A 19,618-nucleotide genomic window follows, 5' to 3' on the forward strand; every position below is an offset into this window, starting at 1 on the left:
CGGTCATTTCGAAGTTGTTTGAGGTGACAAAAAATAGTCATTCCGACTTTTCTGTTATGGGGTGAGCACAGTGCCGCCATGCCGAGTGTACAACTCTGCTATGCCGAGTGCATAATTCTGCCATGCCAAGTGTATAACTTTGTCATGTCGAGCGAAGTCGAGACATCTAGAGGAATCTGTAGATTGTAGACCTCTCGACTACGCTCGAGGTGACAAAAATGGTCATTCCGGCTTTGCTCGAGGTGGCAAAAATTGTCATTTCGAATTTGTTTGAGGTGACAAAAAATGGTCATTCCGTATTTATTTTGGAATCTATAAATATGGATGTTGAGCCGAGTTCAGCATGACTCTTATTTTTTTACACCTGTAAATTTGTTTACAATGCGGAAACCCTGGAAATTCATTTCTGTATCGTTACGGACTGTGGTAGAATTGCAGGTATGGAAAACAAAAAATATTTGAACATACTTGCACGACAATATCCTACGGAACAGTCCGTAATAACCGAAATAGTCAACCTTCAGGCAATTCTGAGCCTTCCGAAAGGAACCGAGCACTTTTTGACCGACATTCACGGCGAAAATCAGCAGTTCAGTCACGTTCTTCGGAACGGCTCAGGCTCTATCCGCACAAAAATCGATGAAGTTTTTGGGAACACGATTACCCAGTCGGTAAAACGGTCCCTTGCCACGCTGATTTATTATCCAAAAGAAAAACTCGAAATTGTCCGGCAGAACGAGGAAGATATGGACGATTGGTACACCGTTACACTGCACAGACTCGTTGCCATGCTCTGCCGCGTTTCTTCAAAATACACCCGCTCAAAAGTTCGCAAAGCCATGCCGGAGGGGTTTGCCTACGTTATTGAAGAACTTATAACCGAAAAAGAAGAAGTAAAGGACAAGCAGGCTTACTACAACAGCATAATTCAGACCGTAATCCGAATCGGGGCGGCTGAAAGCCTAATCGAAGCACTCTGCAACATGATTCAGCAGCTCGTAATCGATCATCTTCATATTATTGGCGACATTTTTGACCGCGGACCTGGCCCTCATCTGATTCTTGACTCCTTGCTGAATTATCATTCCCTCGACATTCAGTGGGGAAATCACGACGTGGTTTGGATGGGAGCCGCAGCCGGAAGTAAGGTTTGCATCGCGAATGTTGTACGACTTTGCGCCCGCTACAATAATCTTGACGTTCTTGAAGAAGGCTACGGAATCAACCTTACGCCGCTCGTAACATTCTGCATGAAGAACTACGGAAAAATGGACCGTGAAGCCATTCACAGGGCGATTAGCGTGATTCAGTTCAAAATTGAAGACAAATTGATTCGTGAGAACCCTGAATTTGAGATGCAGAACCGATTGATTCTGGACAAAATTGACTTTGACAAAAAAACGATTTTAATCGACGGAAAAACTTGGTCTCTAAAAATCAAGGATTTTAAAACCGACCTTCCGACGTTGAATCCAAAGAATCCTTGCGAACTCACCGATGAAGAAATCAACGTGATGAACCGTCTGTATTATTCGTTCACCCATTGCGAAAAACTTCAGCGGCACGTTAAATTTTTGTATCAAAAAGGAAATCTTTACAAAATCTTCAACGGAAATCTTTTGTATCATGGTTGTATGCCGCTGGACGGCGAGGGAAAATTCCTAAAGGTGAAGATTTTCGGAAAAGAATTTGCGGGGCGCGCGCTGTACGATGAGCTTGAGTTGTGGGCGAGACGCGGTTATTTTTCCAGGGCCGGCTCAAAAGAAAAGGAAATGGGCGAGAATATTCTTTGGTATTTGTGGACTGGTCCAAAGTCTCCGCTTTTTGGCAAGGACAAAATGGCGTGTTTTGAGAATATGTTCGTTGAAGACAAAGCTGCAAGCCACGAGCATAAGAATCATTACTACGACGAACTTGAAGACGAGACTATCGTTGATTCGATTCTTAAAGAATTCTCCCTTGACACAAAAACTGCCCACATCATAAACGGTCACGTGCCTCAAGAAGTAAAAAAAGGCGACTCACCGATTAAGTGCGGCGGAAAGCTTTTGATTATTGACGGCGGATTTGCAGCCGCTTACCACGAAAAAACCGGAATTGCCGGCTATACGCTGGTCATAAATTCCTACGGAATGCGTCTTGTGGTTCACGAAAAATTCACGAGCTGCGAGCAAGTTATTGCCACCGACAGCGACATTGTGAGCGACACGATTCAGGTGGAAAAATTCCCGGCGCGCCATTACGTTGCCGACACCGACCGAGGAGCCGAGCTAAAAGAGCAAATCGCGGAGCTTGAAGCCCTCCTAAAAGCCTACCGCAGCGGCGAGTTGATGCGAAATGCGTAAGGGAATTGTGCTTCGGCTTCGCTCAGCAACCGCGGATGCTGAATCAAGTTCAGCATGACACGGGTACGCACAAGGATTGTCACCCCGAACTTGTTTCGGGGTCTTTTTAGGAATGTCACACGGATTCGAGATTGCTAACGCAATCTCTTTAAATAGGAGAAAGAGAAAAGTGAAAATTGGAAAACGGTAGTTTGACCTCTGTAAAAGCCTGTCATTCCGAATTCATTTCGGAATCTATGCCTTCGACTTCGCTCAGCAACCGGGTTTTCCATAAATCTGTGTCTCATCTCTGTTCATCCGTGTTCATCTGCGTCAAAAATCTAAAACCAGCTTTCCCACCCGCCCCCTGATTTTGCGTTATCAAAATCGAATCCGTGTGACAACTTTCCACTTTCAACTAAAAAATATACCGTATATTTTGCTTCTTTTTCGGAATTCCACTAAATACAAAATCGCAAAAGCAAGGAAATATAAAATATATTTTGCCGACTTCGCTCGTTTTCGCAAAAATATATTTTGTATTTGCCCCAAAATCGCAAAAGCCAGAAAATACAAAATATATTTTACCACTTTGCCCACTTTCACAAAAATACATTTGCAAACAAACGGCTCTGCTTAAAATTTATGATACATGATTTTTGTTTTTACTTTGCCGTTGTCCCAGAACAGGTATTTATACCACGATTCATTGTATCCGAGGGCTTTGGAATGAATTATGTTACCCCTGTTGTCGTATACAAACCACTGTTCATCGCCAATGCTGGTTTTGACATGAATCTTGTTTCCGTTGCTGTCGTATTCATTCCACTGCTCTTTGCCATCATTGAATTTTGAATGAATCAGCTTCCCGTTGTTGTCGTATTCATACCATGTTTCAGTACCGTTGTAGTTTTTGGAATGAATCTTGTTTCCCTTAGTGTCGTATTCATTCCACTCTTCGATGCCAATGGTGCTTTTATAATGAATCATGTTGCCATTGCTGTCGTATTCATACCAGTATTCTCTGCCATTACTGTCTTTTGAATGAATCAGTTTCCCATTGCTGTTGTATTCATGCCACTCTTCATATCCGTCGATGTCTTTGTGGTGAATCTTATTTCCCATGCTGTCATATTCTGTGATAGCAATAGCTCTCAGACGTTTTGAATCCTTTTCACTGTTTACGGTAACTTTTTTTAAGGCTTTTTCGCCCAAAGTTTGCCCAAATACAAATGCACTCAGCAAACCGAGTATTGTTGCGGCTATTATTTTTTTCATTGTAAAATCCTCTAAAATCCAAATTTTTGCATTAGCAAATTTATATTAATTTTGAACCTCTGTCACCCCGAAGAAAAAGCTTGTCATTCCGAATTCATTTCGGAATCTATGCCTTCGACTCCGCTCAGTAACCGGGTTTTCCATAAATCTGTGTCCCATCTCTGTTCATCCGTGTTCATCCGTGTCGAAGCTTTCCAGTCAGCTTTTCATCTTCCATTGCGCTTACGGGGTGGTTTCGACTCCGCTCAACCACCACAGAATTTATCTGTGTCCCATCTCCGTTCATCTGTGTTCATCCGTGTCGAATTTTCCAGTTCAATTTTTCCGTTTTCATTTTTCAAGTTTCAATTTTCATTTTTTCGTATTTGGAATAAAATCATAAAAAATCTCAAAACTTAGGAAGATACCATGATTTTTTCACCTAACGAAATTCAGGAAACTGTAAACATGTTCTTGCGGCAAAAACTCGATGTTCGCTGCATCACAATGGGAATTTCGCTGCTCGATTGTGCGGATTCAGATTACAAAAAAGCCAACCAGAAGATTTACGACAAAATTATGCGAAAGGCAGGTAACCTTGTTCGGGTTGGTCAAGATATAGAAAAAGAGCTCGGAGTCCCGATTATCAACAAACGTGTTTCTGTAACGCCGATTGCTCTTGTGGCAGGCGCTAGTTCGGAAAAATCTTACGTTTCTTACTGCAAGACTCTCGACAAATGCGCGCGTGAGCTCGGAATCAATTTTATCGGCGGATTCAGTGCGCTTGTTCAAAAAGGAATCACGCCTGCTGACCGCATTTTGATTGAATCAATTCCAGAGGCCCTTGCAACGACAGATTTCGTTTGTTCCAGCGTTAACGTTGGCTCAACAAAATCAGGAATCAACATGGACGCGGTAAAACTCATGGGTGAAACAATCGCAAAGACTGCCGAAGCTTCAAAAGACTGCGCGGTTAACGGTTGCTCAAAACTCGTTGTTTTCTGCAACGCTCCTGAAGACAATCCGTTTATGGCGGGTGCGTTCCACGGACCTGGCGAAGGCGACGCGGTGATTAACGTTGGCGTTTCAGGTCCTGGCGTAATTCTTGCCGCCGCACGGGAATACAAAGGCCGGCCAATAAATGAGCTTGCTGAAGGAATCAAAAAGATGGCATTTAAAATCACGCGTCTGGGCCAGCTCGTAGGCTCTGAAGCGGCTCATCGTCTTGGAGTTGATTTTGGAATCCTTGACCTTTCTTTGGCTCCAACTCCTGCCGTTGGCGACTCGGTTGCACGAATCCTCGAAGAAATTGGTCTTGAAGGTGCAGGAGCTCCTGGAACAACTGCGGCTCTCGCAATGCTCACCGACATGGTAAAAAAAGGCGGCGTAATGGCAAGCACCAACGTTGGCGGACTTTCTGGCGCATTCATTCCGGTTTCTGAAGACGAGGGCATGATAAACGCCGTAAAACAAGGCTCAATCTGCCTCGAAAAACTTGAGGCGATGACAACCGTTTGCTCAGTCGGTTTGGACATGATTGCAATTCCTGGAGACACTCCTGCAACTACAATCAGCGGAATTATGGCTGATGAATTTGCAATCGGCATGGTCAACGCAAAAACCACCGCAGTTCGTTTGATTCCGGCTCCTGGCAAAAAGCCTGGCGACTGGGTTGAATTCGGCGGATTGCTCGGAGGCTGTCCTGTAATGAACGTAAGTAAATTCGGCTGTGCTGATTTTATAAATCGTGGCGGAAGAATCCCGGCTCCAATACACAGCTTTAGGAACTAAGTGAAGCGGCGAAGTTGAACTTTTAGGGTTCTGGTGAGCTTTGCCACGTGCCACCAGTTTTCCTTCGGAAAACTGGTGCTCTAGTGGGGGCACTTGCAGGTGTTCAAAAATTGCGGCGGCAAGCGGAGCCGCGATTTTTGAGTGTGCTTTGTGCTCACCGCAACGGTTCGCAGTTTGCCAAAATTCAGAATTCAAAATTCATATCTACCATACATTTTGTAAGACTTCCCAGAAATTTACTAAATTTTTTTATAAAATACTAAATTTTCTTGTAATAAATTTACTAAATTTAGAATTCACTTTGCCCGAAAATAAAGTTGTGAATTTTCTTAAAAAAAAAGCAAATTCCGCTTAAGTTTTTTTTTATAAATCGAAATTTATAATGTAGGGCATTAAGCTACAGCAAAACGGGCTTTAGCCTGCTGAAATTTCAACCAAAATCTTACAAGGAGATATTGTATGGTTATCAATCACAATATGAGTGCAATGTTTGCACAGCGTCAGGGTGGAGTTAACGAAGTTAACCAGTCAAAGAGCACAGAGAAACTTGCTTCTGGAGAGAAAATCAACCGCGCAGGCGATGATGCTTCAGGACTCGCAGTTTCTGAGAAAATGAGAGCACAGATCCGTGGTATGAACAAGGCTTCTGAGAACGCTCAGAATGCAATTTCTTTCATCCAGACTACAGAAGGATACCTCCAGGAAACAACTGACATCGTACAGCGCATTCGCGAACTTGCAGTTCAGTCATCTAACGGTATTTACACAGACGAAGACAGAATGCAGATTCAGGTTGAAGTATCTCAGCTTGTTGCTGAAGTTGACCGCATCGCTTCACAGGCTCAGTTCAACGGAATGAACATGTTGACAGGACGCTTCGCTCAGTCAACAGGTGAGAATACAGTTACTGCTTCTATGTGGTTCCACGTAGGTGCTAACATGGACCAGAGAGTTCAGGCTTTCATCGGAACAATGACTGCATCAGCTCTCGGACTCCGCTCAGTTGGATCAGAAGAGATTCTTTCTCTCGAATCACCAGATTCAGCTAACCGCGCTATCGGTACTCTCGACGAGGCACTCAAAAAGATCAACAAACAGCGTGCTGACCTCGGTGGATACCAGAACAGACTTGAGAAAACAGTTGCCGGCTTGAACGTAGGTGCTGAGAACCTCCAGGCTGCTGAATCACGCATCCGTGATACAGATATGGCTAAGACTGTTGTTGAGAACACAAAGAACCAGGTTCTCGCTCAGGCTTCTCAGGCTATGCTCGCTCAGGCAAACCAGAGCAGCCAGAACGTTATGTCACTCCTCCGATAGTAACTTTTCCGCGCGAAAGCGTGGAGTTGCTTAAAGTGGCGTGAAAACGCAAAACCCCCGAAACTTAAAGTCTTCGGGGGTTTTTATTTTTTTTCTTTGCATTTGCGAGCGAAGGAAGTCAGATACTGCTTTCGCTCAGCATCATTTTTTTACGTTTTTGAATTTTAAAGTTTTGTTCGGCCGCGGAATGAGCGGGCTAAAGTTAATTTGTCGGCATATTCGAGGTCGCCGCCGACCGGAAGACCGCTTGCAAGCCTTGTTACCGAAACGTCCATGAGAGAAATCATCTTCTGCAGGTAAAGAGCCGTCGTGTCGCCTTCCACGGTTGGATTTGTAGCTATAATCACTTCTTTTACTTCGCCTGATTTTAATCGGTTCAAAAGCTGGGATATTCGGAGCTGATCCGGACCAACGCCTTCGAGCGGGGCTATAAGACCTCCCAAAACGTGGAAAAGTCCGCTGAATTCATGCGAATTTTCGATTGTGGCAACGTCCTGCGGCTGCTCTACCACGCAGATTACGGAACGGTCACGGGTCGGATTCGAGCAGATTTTGCACGGGTCGGTTTCTGTCCACGCACCGCAAACAGAACACTCGTGAATTTTGTCCTGCAACGTGGCGATTTGGTTGGCAAAACGCTCGTTCCAGGCTTTATCGGCTTTTAGAATGTGGTTTACGAGCCTTCCGGCAGACTTTTTCCCGATTCCTGGGAGCCGCGCGAAAGACTCGGTAAGTTCTTCAATTGCGTTCATTTGGAATCCAAAATCCTAGAGTCCCGGAAATCCGCCGAGCATCGGGCCTGCCTTTGCCTTAATCTGCTCCTGAACCTTGTCGAGAGCGTCGTGGTGAGCCGCTACGATTAAATCCTGCAACATCGGAACGTCACGTGGGTCTACGGCAATCGGGTCGATTTTTACGGCTTTGATTTCAAACTGTCCGTTCAGTGTTACCTGAACCATGTTTCCACCGGCCGAGCCTGTAACTTCAAGGTTTGCAAGTTCCTCTTTCATCGTTTTCATCTGGCTCTCAATGTTTTTGAGATTTTTAACCATTTCAAATGGATTCATCTTCATCATCCTCCGCTATAAAATTATCAAATGACTGGTCTTGTGAAGTCTCTTCATCACCATCATTTTCTTCGTTTTGATTCTTGTCTTTTTCTTCTCCGCTTTGCTCGTGGGCTTTGTCTTCCTCGCTTTTAGGAATTATGCTGTCAACGGAGCCTTTGAACATCATGCACAAATCGTTGATTTCTTTTGGAATATCCCTGACGATTTTTTGCTCATCGATTTTTTTTAGGACGCATCCAAAAAAGAGTTTTTCGCCACAGAATTCACTCAAAAAATCAGAAATCAGCTTTTTGTGCATTTCGATTTGTTTCTGCAAAAAAGGCTTGTCGATTTCTGCAATGATATTTTCGCCTTGCCGAGTCCATTTGCCAGTTTCCATGAGCGACGTTGCAAGCATCGGTTCTTTTACGCGAAGTTCCTTTAAAGCTTCGTCCCGAAGGTTTGAGTAATCTTTGGCCGGGGCGAACGGTCGTTTTTCTGCGGCTGGCTCCTGACTTTGCGGCGGCTCAACAGAAAAATCTGCCGTCGTTGGAGTTGGTTCTGGCGGCGGCGGAAGACTGTCGAAATCCGCTGTTTGTTGAGGCGGAACAGCGCCGCCAAAACTAAAAGATTCGCTTGGTGGTTCCGGTGCATTTTGCTGTGCCGCAAGTGCGCTGAATACCGGAAGTTTCTGAGCTGTTTGTGGAGCTGGCGAACTTTGCGCCGGCTGACTGCGGAATTGTGCAAAATCACTGTTCGCTGGCTGCGGGACTTGCGGAGCCTGGCTCTGAACTATTTGCGCAGGGGGCTGAACGCTTACCTGCGGCTGTGCCGGAGTCGCTCCTGATTGCAAGAGCAAGGCCTTTGCCTGATCCACCGCGCGTTTTACTTCCGTTGGGGAAACGTATTCCGTGAGCCACGAAAGTCTTGAAATTGCAAGTTCCATTTCGTAGCGTGGGCTTAGCGAATATCGGATATCCCTGTAAAGCTGCAAAAGAATCGAAAGTCCTCGCTCAATCTTTACTGAATTCCATGTTTCAAGCACTTTTTGAGAGAATCTGTCGCTAGACTGACCGAGCAGAGCTTCTTTTGTGATTCCTGATTTTATGAGAAGAAGCGAACGCAGATAGTCCGTACTGTTCGAGATGAATTGTTCTATAGAAATTCCGTTTTGAAGGAAAGTGTCAAGTTTTAAAATCGCTTCCTGTGCGTTTCCGCTAACGCAGTCTTCAAAAAGCGCGTTAAGACTGTCTACGCCAACAAGACCGAGCTTGTCGCGGATTTTATCGTAAGTGATGTGATTGTCGCTGAATGCCGCAACTTGGTCAAAAAGCGTGTAAGCGTCGCGCACAGAGCCGGTTGATTCGCGGGCAATCCAATAGAGTGCTTCGTCGTCTGCCTGAATGCCGATTTCTTTTGATGCGTCGGCAAGGAGATTTTTTACAGTTTCAATCGGGACGAGCCTAAAATTGAACTGCTGGCAACGAGATTTTATGGTTGCGGGAACTTTTTGAAGTTCTGTCGTCGCAAAAATAAAAATAACGTACGGCGGCGGCTCCTCAATCGTTTTTAGGAGCGCGTTGAATGCTGAAGTTGAAAGCATGTGGACTTCATCGATGATGTAAATCTTGTATTTTGAAGCTTGCGGCGGAAAGAGCACTTCGTCCTTGATTTGTCGAACGTCGTTTACCGAGGTGTTTGACGCACCGTCGATTTCGATTACGTCTGTGCTCGCACCTTTTGTGATTTCGATGCATTGCTGGCATTTTCCGCATGGTGTTGCGGTTGGTCCGTGCGTGCAGTTAAGTGCTTTTGCGAGGATTCGTGCGGTGGAAGTTTTTCCGCAGCCACGAGGTCCGCTAAACAAATATGCGTGGGCAATTTTTCCCGACTGAATTGAGTTCTTTAATGTTTCTGCCACAAATTCCTGACCGGCAAGCGCGTCGAATGCCTGCGGGCGTCTGCGAGTGGCGGTTACTTCATAAGCCATAGATTTACAGAATATCAAATATTTCTAAGAATGTCACATGAATCGCGCTAGGTTGCAGGGGGGCCTCGTTATGAACTTGCCTGGGTAAAGTTTTGATTTGTAATACGGTTGCACAAATTAGAGGTAGAATATTTTGCAAAAATCCGTGCTGTCGTCCGCCACACCGCCTAAAAAATGATAGTTGACCGTAAGTAGTATCCAACTTCCTTCGGTCGCTAACGGTCGGGAGCATTTTTTTATTCGTCTTTGCTACCAACAGCATGTCGGTTTTTTCAAAAAAAAATTGGAAAAAAATTCTTAAAATTTGCATAAAAGCACTTGATTAGACAAAACAGACGACTTTTTGAATCAACAGCTTTTGCACAGGTTATCCACAGGTTTTCCAATTGACAATAAAAAATTCACGCTATATATTATCTCACATATAAAAACGCTATATATGTGGTAGTTTTGAATAGAAATTACCTAAAAAACACAATATTTGTAAATTTTATGTCAAGTATTTTGTTTACTTTTCCGATAAAAATTTTCAGAAAAATAAGCTTCGAAACAGTTTTGGCGAGTAAAAACTTACAAATATATAAAAAAAATCGAGGGGTGCGGCATGAAGATAATCAAGCGAAACGGCGAGGAAGTAATTTTTGACAATCAAAAAATTATCACTGCTATTTCAAAGGCAAATAAAGAAGTTCCACTTTCTGAGCAACTTACGGAAGGGCAGGTGAATGCTATTGCTAATGCAGTTGAAAAAAAATGTCTTGCTGAAAATCACGAAATGAACGTTGAGGCAATTCAGGATATTGTTGAAAATGAAATTATGAAAGCTGGTGCGTTTGAAATCGCAAAAAAATACATCACTTACCGATATCAGCATCAGCTTATGCGAAAGGCAAATTCTACCGACAGTCAGATTCTTTCGCTTTTGGAATGCCAGAACGAGGAAGTTAAGCAGGAAAATTCAAATAAGAATTCTACCGTTGTTTCTGTTCAGCGCGACTACATGGCTGGTGAGGTTTCCAAGGATATTACGAAGAGATTTTTGCTTGACGAGGACATTGTTCAGGCTCACGAGGAAGGAATCATTCACTTTCATGACGCGGATTATTTTGCGCAGCACATGCACAATTGCGACCTTGTAAATCTTGATGATATGCTTCAGAACGGCACGGTAATTTCTGGCACAAAAATCGACAAGCCTCATTCATTCTCTACGGCCTGCAACATTGCCACTCAGATTATCGCTCAGGTTGCTTCTAGCCAGTATGGCGGTCAGTCAATTTCGCTCACGCACCTCGCACCTTTCGTTGACATTTCGCGCCAGAAAATTCGCCGGGAGATGCTGAAAATTCAAGAGACGACTGGCGTAAAATACACGGATGAGCAGCTTTCAGAAATCGTGGAGCTTCGTTTGAAGGACGAAATTACCCGCGGTGTTCAGACGATTCAGTATCAGGTTGTAACTCTTATGACTACGAATGGTCAGAGTCCGTTCGTAACGGTTTTTATGTACTTGAACGAAGCTCGAACTGAGCAGGAAAAATCTGACCTTGCGATGATTATCGAAGAAGTTTTGAAGCAGCGTTATCAGGGCGTTAAGAACGAAGCCGGATTCTGGGTAACTCCGGCTTTCCCTAAGCTCATTTACGTTCTTGAAGAAGACAATGTTGAGCCTGGTTCAAAATATTATTATTTGACGGAGCTTGCCGCAAAATGTACGGCCCGCCGTTTGGTTCCGGATTATATTTCTGAGAAAAAAATGAAGGAGCTCAAAGAGGGTAATTGCTATCCTTGCATGGGTTGCCGCTCATTCCTTACGGTTTACAAAGATGAAAACGGAAAGCCAAAATTCTACGGAAGATTCAATCAGGGCGTTGTTACAATTAATCTTGTTGACGTTGCATGTTCTTCTGGCGGAGACATGGATTCATTCTGGGAACTTTTTGATGACCGTCTTGAACTTTGTCACAGGGCACTTATGCGCCGTCACGAGCGACTTTTGAACACTCCGAGCGACGTTGCCCCGATTTTGTGGCAGAACGGTGCACTTGCACGATTGAAGAAGGGCGAGACAATCAACAAACTGCTTTTTGGCGGATATTCAACGATTTCACTCGGCTACGCAGGACTTTGCGAAGCTGTGCGCTACATGACCGGAAAACCTCACACAGACCCTGAGGCGACTCCTTTTGCGCTCAAAATCATGCAGCACATGAATGACAAGTGTGCCGAGTGGCGTGCTCAGAGCAACATTGCGTTCTCTTTGTACGGAACTCCGCTTGAATCAACGACTTACAAGTTTGCAAAATGCCTTAAAAAACGTTTTGGCGAGATTGAGGGCGTTACAGATAAAAATTACATTACCAACAGCTACCACATTCATGTTACCGAGCCTGTCGATGCGTTCACTAAGCTCACGTTCGAGAGTCAGTTCCAGGAATTGAGTCCGGGCGGTGCGGTAAGTTACGTTGAGGTTCCGAACATGGAGAACAATATTCCTGCTGTAATGCTGCTTCTAAAGCACATTTACGACAACATTATGTATGCGGAGCTTAACACAAAATCAGATTGTTGCCAAAAATGCGGTTACACGGGCGAGATTAGGGTGATTACCGACGAAGAGAATAAGCTCGTTTGGGAGTGCCCTAATTGCGGTAACCGAGATCAAACGACGATGAACGTTGCAAGACGCACTTGCGGATACATCGGAACGCAATACTGGAATCAGGGGCGCACGCAAGAAATAAAAGAGAGGGTTCTTCACCTCTAGCACTGAACGTCATGCTGAAATCGGCATGACGATTTTTTTTAACGGACGGTTGCTTTTCTATGAATTATGCAGAAATAAAAAAACTTGATGTTGCGAATGGGCTTGGAATAAGAATTTCTCTTTTCGTTTCTGGTTGCCGAAATCACTGCGAGGGGTGTTTTAATGCCTGCACGTGGGATTTTAATTACGGAAAGCCTTTTACAAAAGATGTTGAGGAAGATATTCTTGCTTCTCTTGCGCCTGCTCACGTTACAGGGCTTAGCGTTTTGGGCGGAGAGCCTTTTGAAGAAGAAAATCAGGCTGTTCTTGCCCCGTTCTTGGAGCGTGTAAAATCAACTTACCCGCAAAAAGATATTTGGTGTTGGTCTGGCTACGTTTTGGACAAAGACTTGTTGCCCGAAAATGGCCGAAAGCATACTGAAAATACAAAAAGAATGTTGGATTGCCTTGATTACTTGGTGGACGGCCCTTTTGTGATTTCCAAACGAAATATTGCCCTAAATTTTAGAGGCTCCGAAAATCAGCGTATTTGGCAGAAGAAAAACGGCGAATGGCAGTTAAGTGAAATAAATTAATTCTCTTAGAATTTTACTTTACAGGTTTCCTTAACGGAAAAAACTTGTGTAAAAATCCGCCCCGACGGAGCGTACGCCGGAGTGGATTTTTACCGTGTTTTACTAGCAAGAGTTCCCACCAAAGCGCGAGTTTTAGGAAACGTTGAAAGTTAACTTTATGGTCGAAAAATAAAACTTTATCGTTTTCGAAAACTCGCGGGAAACGCTAAAAGTGAACTTTAAGCCCTAGAGCCAACTTGCAGCGTTTCCTTTTTATTTAATTTCTCCGATGAGGAAGACCGACTTTTGCTTGTCTAGTTGCAGCGTGAGCACTTCCCGTTTTTGGTTTTTCCTTCCAAAGTTCGTGTAAACTTCCGCCTGAACGATAACCGGCTGCAGCATTTTCTGCTGATGATTTCCAAAATAATGCGCCTCAATTTTGAACGCGCCTTCGCCAGCTTTTTTGATGCAGAATTCTTCAGGCCCGTATCCCTGCGTAAAGTCGCGCGACATTCTTCCGCCACGTTTTGTGAGTTTGTGGGCGTAATAGCATTTTTCTTTGTCGCTGTCAGTAACCCACATGTCAATGTCGCAGTCGTCCGTGTTCCAGGTGAGCACGATTCTAAGGTCAACGTCAAAATTCTTGATAAACCGCTTGTCGATTTTAGAAAGGTCAAGCTCTTTTTTACCCGCGAGTGCAATAATCGAATTCATGTCATTCAAGGCAATCTGCTGAATCTCTTGGAATCTTGAGTCCCAGTTTTTTCTTACGACAAGCCAGAGCGTATCAACGGCAAGTTGTTTGTTTCCTGCCATGTTTGCTGCCAAAGCCAAATCTCGGTAGAACTGAGGAATTTCTGGTCGGATTTTTACAAGTTTTTCAAAGACCGAGACGGCCAAATCGTATTGTTTTTGTTCGACAAGTTTATTTCCGAGCGCCCGAAGAATGTCAGAATTTTCCAAGTTCAATTCCGCAAGGTTCGAAAGAATTCGTAAAGATTCTTCCTTTAACTCCTCGCTCATAAAATAGTCCGAAACTTCCATGTAGAATGCCGGGGAAGTTTCGTAGTTCTTTTTTAGCTCAAGATATTTTTTGTACATTTCATTTTCTGGAGTTTGCTTGAGAAGAGAAATGTAGTCCGCATTGCTGCTCCATGCCTGTAGCTGGATTTTTCGTTCATCGTTGCTTGCGCTTTCCTCATTGCTGCCAGAATTTGGCTCGGCTGCCATTGCAGGGGCTGCTTCGCGTGAAAGTGCTTTTGAAGCCGTAACGTCTGCCCGTTTTTCGAGTCGCTGACTCTGGACCGGCATTGCTTCTTCCTCGGCAGCAAAGGCTGTTTCGCTTCCAAAAAATTCGTCTGTAATTTCGTTGGCGGAGGCCGCCGATTCTTGCACCATTGCATGGTCGGTCATAAGTCGGGCGGCGCCTACAGATTTTTCCTTGATTGGACGGATTTTTGCAAAATCTTCCGGAGCTTTTTCCCACCATTCCTTGAATTTTTTGAATTCGCGGTAAACAAAATCAAGATTGTCGTCAGGCGCGCTGATTTTTGTCTGCGGCCTGCCTGCCATAATTTTGTCGAATTCTTCGCGTAAATCCTCAGGCGGCTCAATTTCGTAGCGAATGTAATCGTAAACGCTGTCCAAAACGATGAGCGACGTGTCTCTTGTTACGATTCCGAATTTTTTTGCGAGAGCCGTAATTTCATTCTGATTTTTTGCGTAGTCCGTGTTCAGGAAGGCGATTTTTAGCTGTGCCCAAATCCGCTGAATGTTTTTTGCATCCGCGTTCTGATTTTTTTCTGTTTTTACTGCGCTTAAATTCACTTTTAGCGTGTCTTGAACTTTATTTCCGTAACCAAATTTAAGTTCGATTTCTCCAGATTTTTTGTTCAGAATTCCTGCAACCGCAATCGAGTCTCCCAAAATCACTTGATTTTTCGGGTAAACTTCCGAGATTTTTTTTGCGTCGTAATCCGCTCCGATGAGCCTAAAATTTTCGTGGAGCAAGTCTTGTACAGAATCCTCTGCGGATTTTGAATTTAAATTGATGTAAACTGCTCCGGAATCCGAAGCGATTTTTTGAAGAAAAGCATGGTCTGCGCTGGAAGCCGAGTTGATTGGATAGATTTTCGGCAAGGTTGAAGGCTTCTTTTTTTGCGCACCAACATTTTTTGCTTGGTTTTGCCAGTTTTCTATTCCGTCGGTGAGCAGAAGAATTTCATCTTCATTCTGAATTTCGTTTAAAAAATCAAAATTGGTCGCACCGTCAAACTGCTGATTTTGCAAATAGTCTGTGAGATTTTTAAGTTCACTTTCAGATTTTATTGCAAAGTTTTTAGTCCCGTGGATTTTGTTGCTGAACGTTACCACGTTGATTTCGAGTGACTTTTTTTCTAAAAGAATTTTTTTTGCATACAGCGAAATTAGTTCTGCCTCTTTTTTGAGGTTTCTGTTTTTTGCTGACGAAGAAACGTCAAAATACACCGAAAGTTTTGAAGGCAGTTTTTTTTCGATTCTGTCGTGCTTTGGAACTTTCGTAAAAATGTAAAAATACGTGTCTTTTCCGAGTGTCTCCGTGTAGATTTTTTCTTTTTCGTAGTATTTTTCTGGAATTTCGATTATTACGGGCTTTTCCATTTTGTAGTTTTCAAAAGAAAAATTTCCGCTTTCGCCAGTGTTCAAATCCGAAAGCGAAAGAATGTCTTTTTTGCCGTCGATTTTTTTAAGGCTGTCAGTAATCAAAATCTTAAAGCTGAACTTTTTTAGCGTTTCGTTCGTAAGAATTGGAAGCGTGTAAGTTTTTTCTACGCAGCTTTCGTATGTGATTTGCACATGGCGGTTTCCGTGAGCGGGAAGGGGATAGACGCGGGTTTTAAAATTGTTTCCCGCCGTCATTTCGACGAGGCCGGGGTCAACGTTTTTCCGCACGATTGACTCAAAAACTTCGTGCCCCTTATCCTTTTCCACGACCACGCCTTTACGCATTTTGCCGTTTATGTCTAGGGCGTAGCCCGAAACCGTCTCGTTTTCGCCGAGGGGAAATTCAAATTCGCCTTCCAGAATTCTGTCACTTGAATTCTCAAAAATCAAATCTAGGGTGGTTTTGGCGATGTTTCCCAAAATCTGAACGTTCGCCGAAATCTCGCTGATTTTTACTGAATCCGCGTTTTTTGAATCTTTTATGTTCATTTTTATTAGCCGGTTTTCTTGGGAAAATCCGTTAAAAACCGACGTGAATAAAATTCCTGCAAAAATGATTTGAAGAGTTTTTTTCATGATTCCTCCTGTTTGTTGTTCGTGTAGAAAAAACATTTTGTTAATGATGATGGTTACTTTAAGTCTTCTTAAAAAATAAAAATTGCAGGTGATTTATAATACGGATACGGACTTTGTTTTCCCCGTCATGCAGAACTCGTTTAAGCATCCGCACTTTGGATTTTGAAGTTCATTTTCAATTTTCAGATTCATCGTTCCTTATTCATTAAAAAAAATCCCGCGACAAGCGCGGGATTTTCCTAATATAAATCCAAAAAATTCAGATTTTTGGGCCATCAATTGACTAAAGTTCGTCGTATGGAGTTTCGTTTGCCTTGATGTCTTCGATTTCGGCTTTTGAAAGTGACGACATTCGGACAGAATCTTTTTTGTACAAATCCTGGTAAACCATGCTTCGTTTGCTGAGCATTTCGCGTCGTTCTTTGCAGAACGGAATGCTTCGCCAGAAAATTCCCCGAAGCTCTTTTGACATAATCTGGGTTCCTTCGATTTCTTTTGTCATCCAGGTTACGTAGTCCGCAATGAACATAGCCTTTAAGTCGCCTTTTATTTTTTGTGATTCAATGTACTGATAGTATTGGCCCGTGATTCCGTCCTGTGGGTCTGTCCAGTCCACGGCTTTTTCTTTTGCGTACTGCCAGCGATAATCGGCAACTGCCATAAGAATCGCGATTTTGAGGTTTCGCGGGTACATTGGGATTACAAGTCGTCCTCGGCTCATAGCGCGGTTGAGTCGTTCGAAAGGTTGCCAGCAGAATCCAAAGTCTCCATAGCTCGGAATGAGGATTACGAACGGAAGAATGCGGACTGGAACTCCTTTTGCGCGTTTTTGGAATGCCGTGCGGTCGTTCATCTCAATCCAGCGGAGAATGTCTACGACTTGCTCTCGGAATCCTGTTCCGTTTGGCGTACAGTGGTAGAACTCGCGGGAGAATACCGGGAACGGGTTTCCGCGTCGTCCGCAAGCCATTTTTGCCATCTGTCGTATTGTTCCGAATTCGCCAGAGATGTTCTCCGAGAAAACTGTTTGTGTCTGAGGCACATCAATCATTTTTTGTTCGAGGGAAATTCCCACTTCTCTGGCTTCTTCAAGTTCGTGCAAGTAGCCTGCAAGTGCCTTGTCGATTTTCTGCAAGTTCCTCAGTCGTTCAAAAATTTCGGCAAAGAGTGATTTTTGACCTTCTGTGTATGCCATTCTGAATGATTCAAGACCAATTACCTTTTCGTGTTCGCAGAGTGCGTCGATTCGGTTTTTAAGCTCAGCCTCTGCCATTTGGCGCTCGGCCTCTTTTGTGTTGGCAAAGCCTTCTGCAGTCTGCATTCGTCCGTCATTTTTGGCTTTGAGCTGCATAAGTCTCTGCTGTTCCTGGTTAACGCCACTGGAAGCCGTGTGGCGAACAGCTTTTTCGTCCGTTGCCGACGGAATGATTCTTCCTCGCGCGATTTCTTTGAGCCATTCGTCAAGGTAATAAACAGGCTCGCCAGTTTCGTTGTTTAGAATTGAGCGCGCGAACAAATCTTTTTGCTCTGCGGTGAACAAAGACGGCAAGATTACTCCAAAACGGATGAGCATTCGTTTTGGTTCCGGGAAGCCTGATTCTGTGACTTTTTCAGACATTCCTCGCAAAAGTTCCCACCACGCGTTGATGATTTGCTGTCGGTAAACTACGCGCTCTTTTGGGTCTTCGCAGGTAAGGTATTTTGAAAGCAATTGATGAACTCGTTGCGCCTGATTTCCTTCGCCTGTGAGCGCGATTTTGTAGTAAGATTTATCGTCAAAAACTTGACTTGGGTCATCTTCAAAAAATTTTTCGACTTCAAAAATCTTTTTTCGGCGGGTGTCAACTTTATGCGGCTCAGCTGTGTAGGCTTTTTGTGTGCCTGAGTTTCCGCCGTTTGCTTTGGCAGGAATGTCATCCTGAAAATTTGTCTCTGGAATTGAAAAGTCGTCATTTAGTGAAGGAAGATTGCCGGGCTTTGAATCGTTTACGTCCGCAAGCATTGCGGCAATTGTCGGGTCCAAATCAGAATCGTTAGTCATATAGTCTCCTAAAAAGCGAGGGGGTCGTATCAATACTGGAATCTCTAAAAAATTCAATTTTTAGAGATAACCTTGCCCATAATTTTTACTTTAACAGATTCTTAAATTATAACACCCTAGTACAGATTTTTCTACAATTAAGAATCATGAATCAAACAAAGTCGTAAGAGTGCAGGGAAACTTCGCCAGAGTGGAGAATCTTTCTTTCGCCGTTTTCGAGTTCAACAACCAGTTCCGCGTCTTTTGTAATATCTTTTACGGTTGCCATGTAGCCTTCCTGATTTATACCCGCAGTCGGATTCACTTTTAGCGTTTTGCCGATTAGAATCGAGTTTTTTTTGTAAAAGTCCATCATTTCGCTAATCAGCAATTTGCTTTGTTCGCTTTCGCTCTGCTCAAAGGCTTCGTAATACAGCGTAAGATAGTGAATTACGTGTGCCACAAGTTCGTTCCGTACGATTTTGCGCTTTGGAAGATTATTCGCCAAAAGTCCTTCCTCAATGTTTCCAACGATTTTTGCCAAATCGCCAGTTAACCCCGCTGGACGCACGTTGATTCCGATTCCGACGATTGCGGCTTCGATTGTTCCGCTTTCAAAATTCGTTATGCCTTCGGTGAGAATTCCTGTGATTTTTTTTTCGGCAAAAAAAACGTCATTCACCCATTTTATTCCGCAAAGTTCTTTTTTTTCGCAGTAAAGCTCGTTAATGGATTTTGCCACGGCTACTGCCGCCGCCGACGTTAAAAGCGCAGGATTTTTTACGCCGTTCTTCGGCGAGAACACAAAAGAAAAGTAAACCCCGGCATTCGGCGGGGAAACGAACGTTCTTCCGAGTCGGCCTTTGCCCGCAGTTTGCTCGCCGCTCACAAAAAGTGCCTTGTGCAGTTTTTCGCCGCCGTTGGTGAGCGAGCCTTTTTCGTCGCGGAATGCGCCTGTTGCCGTTGCCCGCCGCATTGCCTCGGTGTTCGTTGAGTCAATCGTGGTGAATGTGTGGACTTTTATGCCTGAAGTTCCTAAATCGTCCAAAAATCGCAAAATTTCGCTTTCATCAATTTTGTCTGGAACGCTCGTAATTTTATAGCCTTTGTTCGTAACGGCTTCAATTTGATAGCCGTCTTCCCGGAGTGCGCTGATTGCTTTGTGGATTGCCGTTCGGCTGACCGCACATTTTTCTGCGAGAGATTCGCCTGAAATAAAATTTTCGTCATTCAAAAAATCAAGAATCTTTTCTTTTGTATTCGCCAT

The 19,618-nt window shown here is 43.9% G+C and carries 12 protein-coding genes; 5 read left to right on the forward strand and 7 right to left on the reverse strand.

The features are described from left to right. Nucleotides 1-440: 440 nt before the first annotated feature. Nucleotides 441-2,345: a fructose-1,6-bisphosphatase gene (locus JI65_RS11275; RefSeq protein ID WP_191016589.1), complete on the forward strand. Its 1,905-nt coding sequence runs from the start codon at nucleotides 441-443 to the stop codon at nucleotides 2,343-2,345. Between the two features lie 615 nt (nucleotides 2,346-2,960). Here JI65_RS11275 and JI65_RS11280 read toward each other — a convergent pair. Continuing rightward, nucleotides 2,961-3,602: an RHS repeat domain-containing protein gene (locus JI65_RS11280; RefSeq protein WP_191016592.1), complete on the reverse strand. Its 642-nt coding sequence runs from the start codon at nucleotides 3,600-3,602 to the stop codon at nucleotides 2,961-2,963. A gap of 408 nt (nucleotides 3,603-4,010) precedes the next feature. On the opposite strand from JI65_RS11280, the gene JI65_RS11285 reads away from it, so the two are divergent. Both JI65_RS11285 and JI65_RS11290 read left to right on the forward strand, forming a co-directional pair. Beyond that, nucleotides 4,011-5,372, forward strand: a complete 1,362-nt coding sequence (locus JI65_RS11285; RefSeq protein WP_191016594.1) for a PFL family protein — start codon at nucleotides 4,011-4,013, stop codon at nucleotides 5,370-5,372. Nucleotides 5,373-5,831: 459 nt separating this feature from the next. Then, nucleotides 5,832-6,692: a flagellin N-terminal helical domain-containing protein gene (locus JI65_RS11290; RefSeq protein WP_191016597.1), complete on the forward strand. Its 861-nt coding sequence runs from the start codon at nucleotides 5,832-5,834 to the stop codon at nucleotides 6,690-6,692. A gap of 164 nt (nucleotides 6,693-6,856) precedes the next feature. Here the strand turns inward: JI65_RS11290 and recR are convergent, their stop codons facing one another. The 3 genes from recR to dnaX are packed head-to-tail and all read right to left on the reverse strand — an operon-like array spanning nucleotide 6,857 to nucleotide 9,731. After that, complete coding sequence (recR, locus tag JI65_RS11295; RefSeq protein ID WP_191016600.1) at nucleotides 6,857-7,444, reverse strand: recombination mediator RecR; 588 nt, start codon at nucleotides 7,442-7,444, stop codon at nucleotides 6,857-6,859. A gap of 15 nt (nucleotides 7,445-7,459) precedes the next feature. Continuing rightward, nucleotides 7,460-7,759 (reverse strand): YbaB/EbfC family nucleoid-associated protein, encoded by a 300-nt coding sequence (locus JI65_RS11300; RefSeq protein WP_242457225.1) that lies wholly within the window; start codon nucleotides 7,757-7,759, stop codon nucleotides 7,460-7,462. Beyond that, the gene (gene dnaX / locus JI65_RS11305; RefSeq protein WP_191016602.1) at nucleotides 7,746-9,731 is read right to left on the reverse strand and encodes a DNA polymerase III subunit gamma/tau; all 1,986 of its coding nucleotides are present in this window, start codon (nucleotides 9,729-9,731) and stop codon (nucleotides 7,746-7,748) included. The genes JI65_RS11300 and dnaX overlap by 14 nt, the downstream gene beginning before the upstream one ends. 604 nt (nucleotides 9,732-10,335) lie before the next feature. Here dnaX and nrdD point away from each other — a divergent pair. Both nrdD and nrdG read left to right on the forward strand, forming a co-directional pair. Beyond that, nucleotides 10,336-12,498, forward strand: coding sequence for an anaerobic ribonucleoside-triphosphate reductase (nrdD, locus tag JI65_RS11310; protein ID WP_191016605.1), 2,163 nt, complete (start codon nucleotides 10,336-10,338; stop codon nucleotides 12,496-12,498). Between the two features lie 59 nt (nucleotides 12,499-12,557). Further along, nucleotides 12,558-13,073: an anaerobic ribonucleoside-triphosphate reductase activating protein gene (gene nrdG, locus JI65_RS11315; RefSeq protein WP_191016607.1), complete on the forward strand. Its 516-nt coding sequence runs from the start codon at nucleotides 12,558-12,560 to the stop codon at nucleotides 13,071-13,073. A 252-nt stretch (nucleotides 13,074-13,325) separates the two neighbouring features. On the opposite strand, the gene JI65_RS11320 is transcribed toward nrdG, so the two are convergent. The 3 genes from JI65_RS11320 to JI65_RS11330 all read right to left on the reverse strand — a co-directional run bounded on the left by JI65_RS11320 (nucleotide 13,326) and on the right by JI65_RS11330 (nucleotide 19,618). Further along, nucleotides 13,326-16,331, reverse strand: a complete 3,006-nt coding sequence (locus JI65_RS11320) for a VIT domain-containing protein (protein ID WP_191016610.1) — start codon at nucleotides 16,329-16,331, stop codon at nucleotides 13,326-13,328. 283 nt (nucleotides 16,332-16,614) lie between these two features. Continuing rightward, nucleotides 16,615-18,372 carry a hypothetical protein gene (locus JI65_RS11325; RefSeq protein ID WP_191016613.1) on the reverse strand — a complete coding sequence of 586 codons (1,758 nt, stop codon included), beginning with the start codon at nucleotides 18,370-18,372 and terminating at the stop codon, nucleotides 16,615-16,617. Nucleotides 18,373-18,523: 151 nt separating this feature from the next. Next, nucleotides 18,524-19,618, reverse strand: a complete 1,095-nt coding sequence (locus JI65_RS11330) for a biotin--[acetyl-CoA-carboxylase] ligase (RefSeq protein WP_191016615.1) — start codon at nucleotides 19,616-19,618, stop codon at nucleotides 18,524-18,526.

Origin of the sequence: Treponema zioleckii, from assembly GCF_014737315.1 — a bacterium.
GTDB lineage: Bacteria > Spirochaetota > Spirochaetia > Treponematales > Treponemataceae > Treponema_D > Treponema_D zioleckii.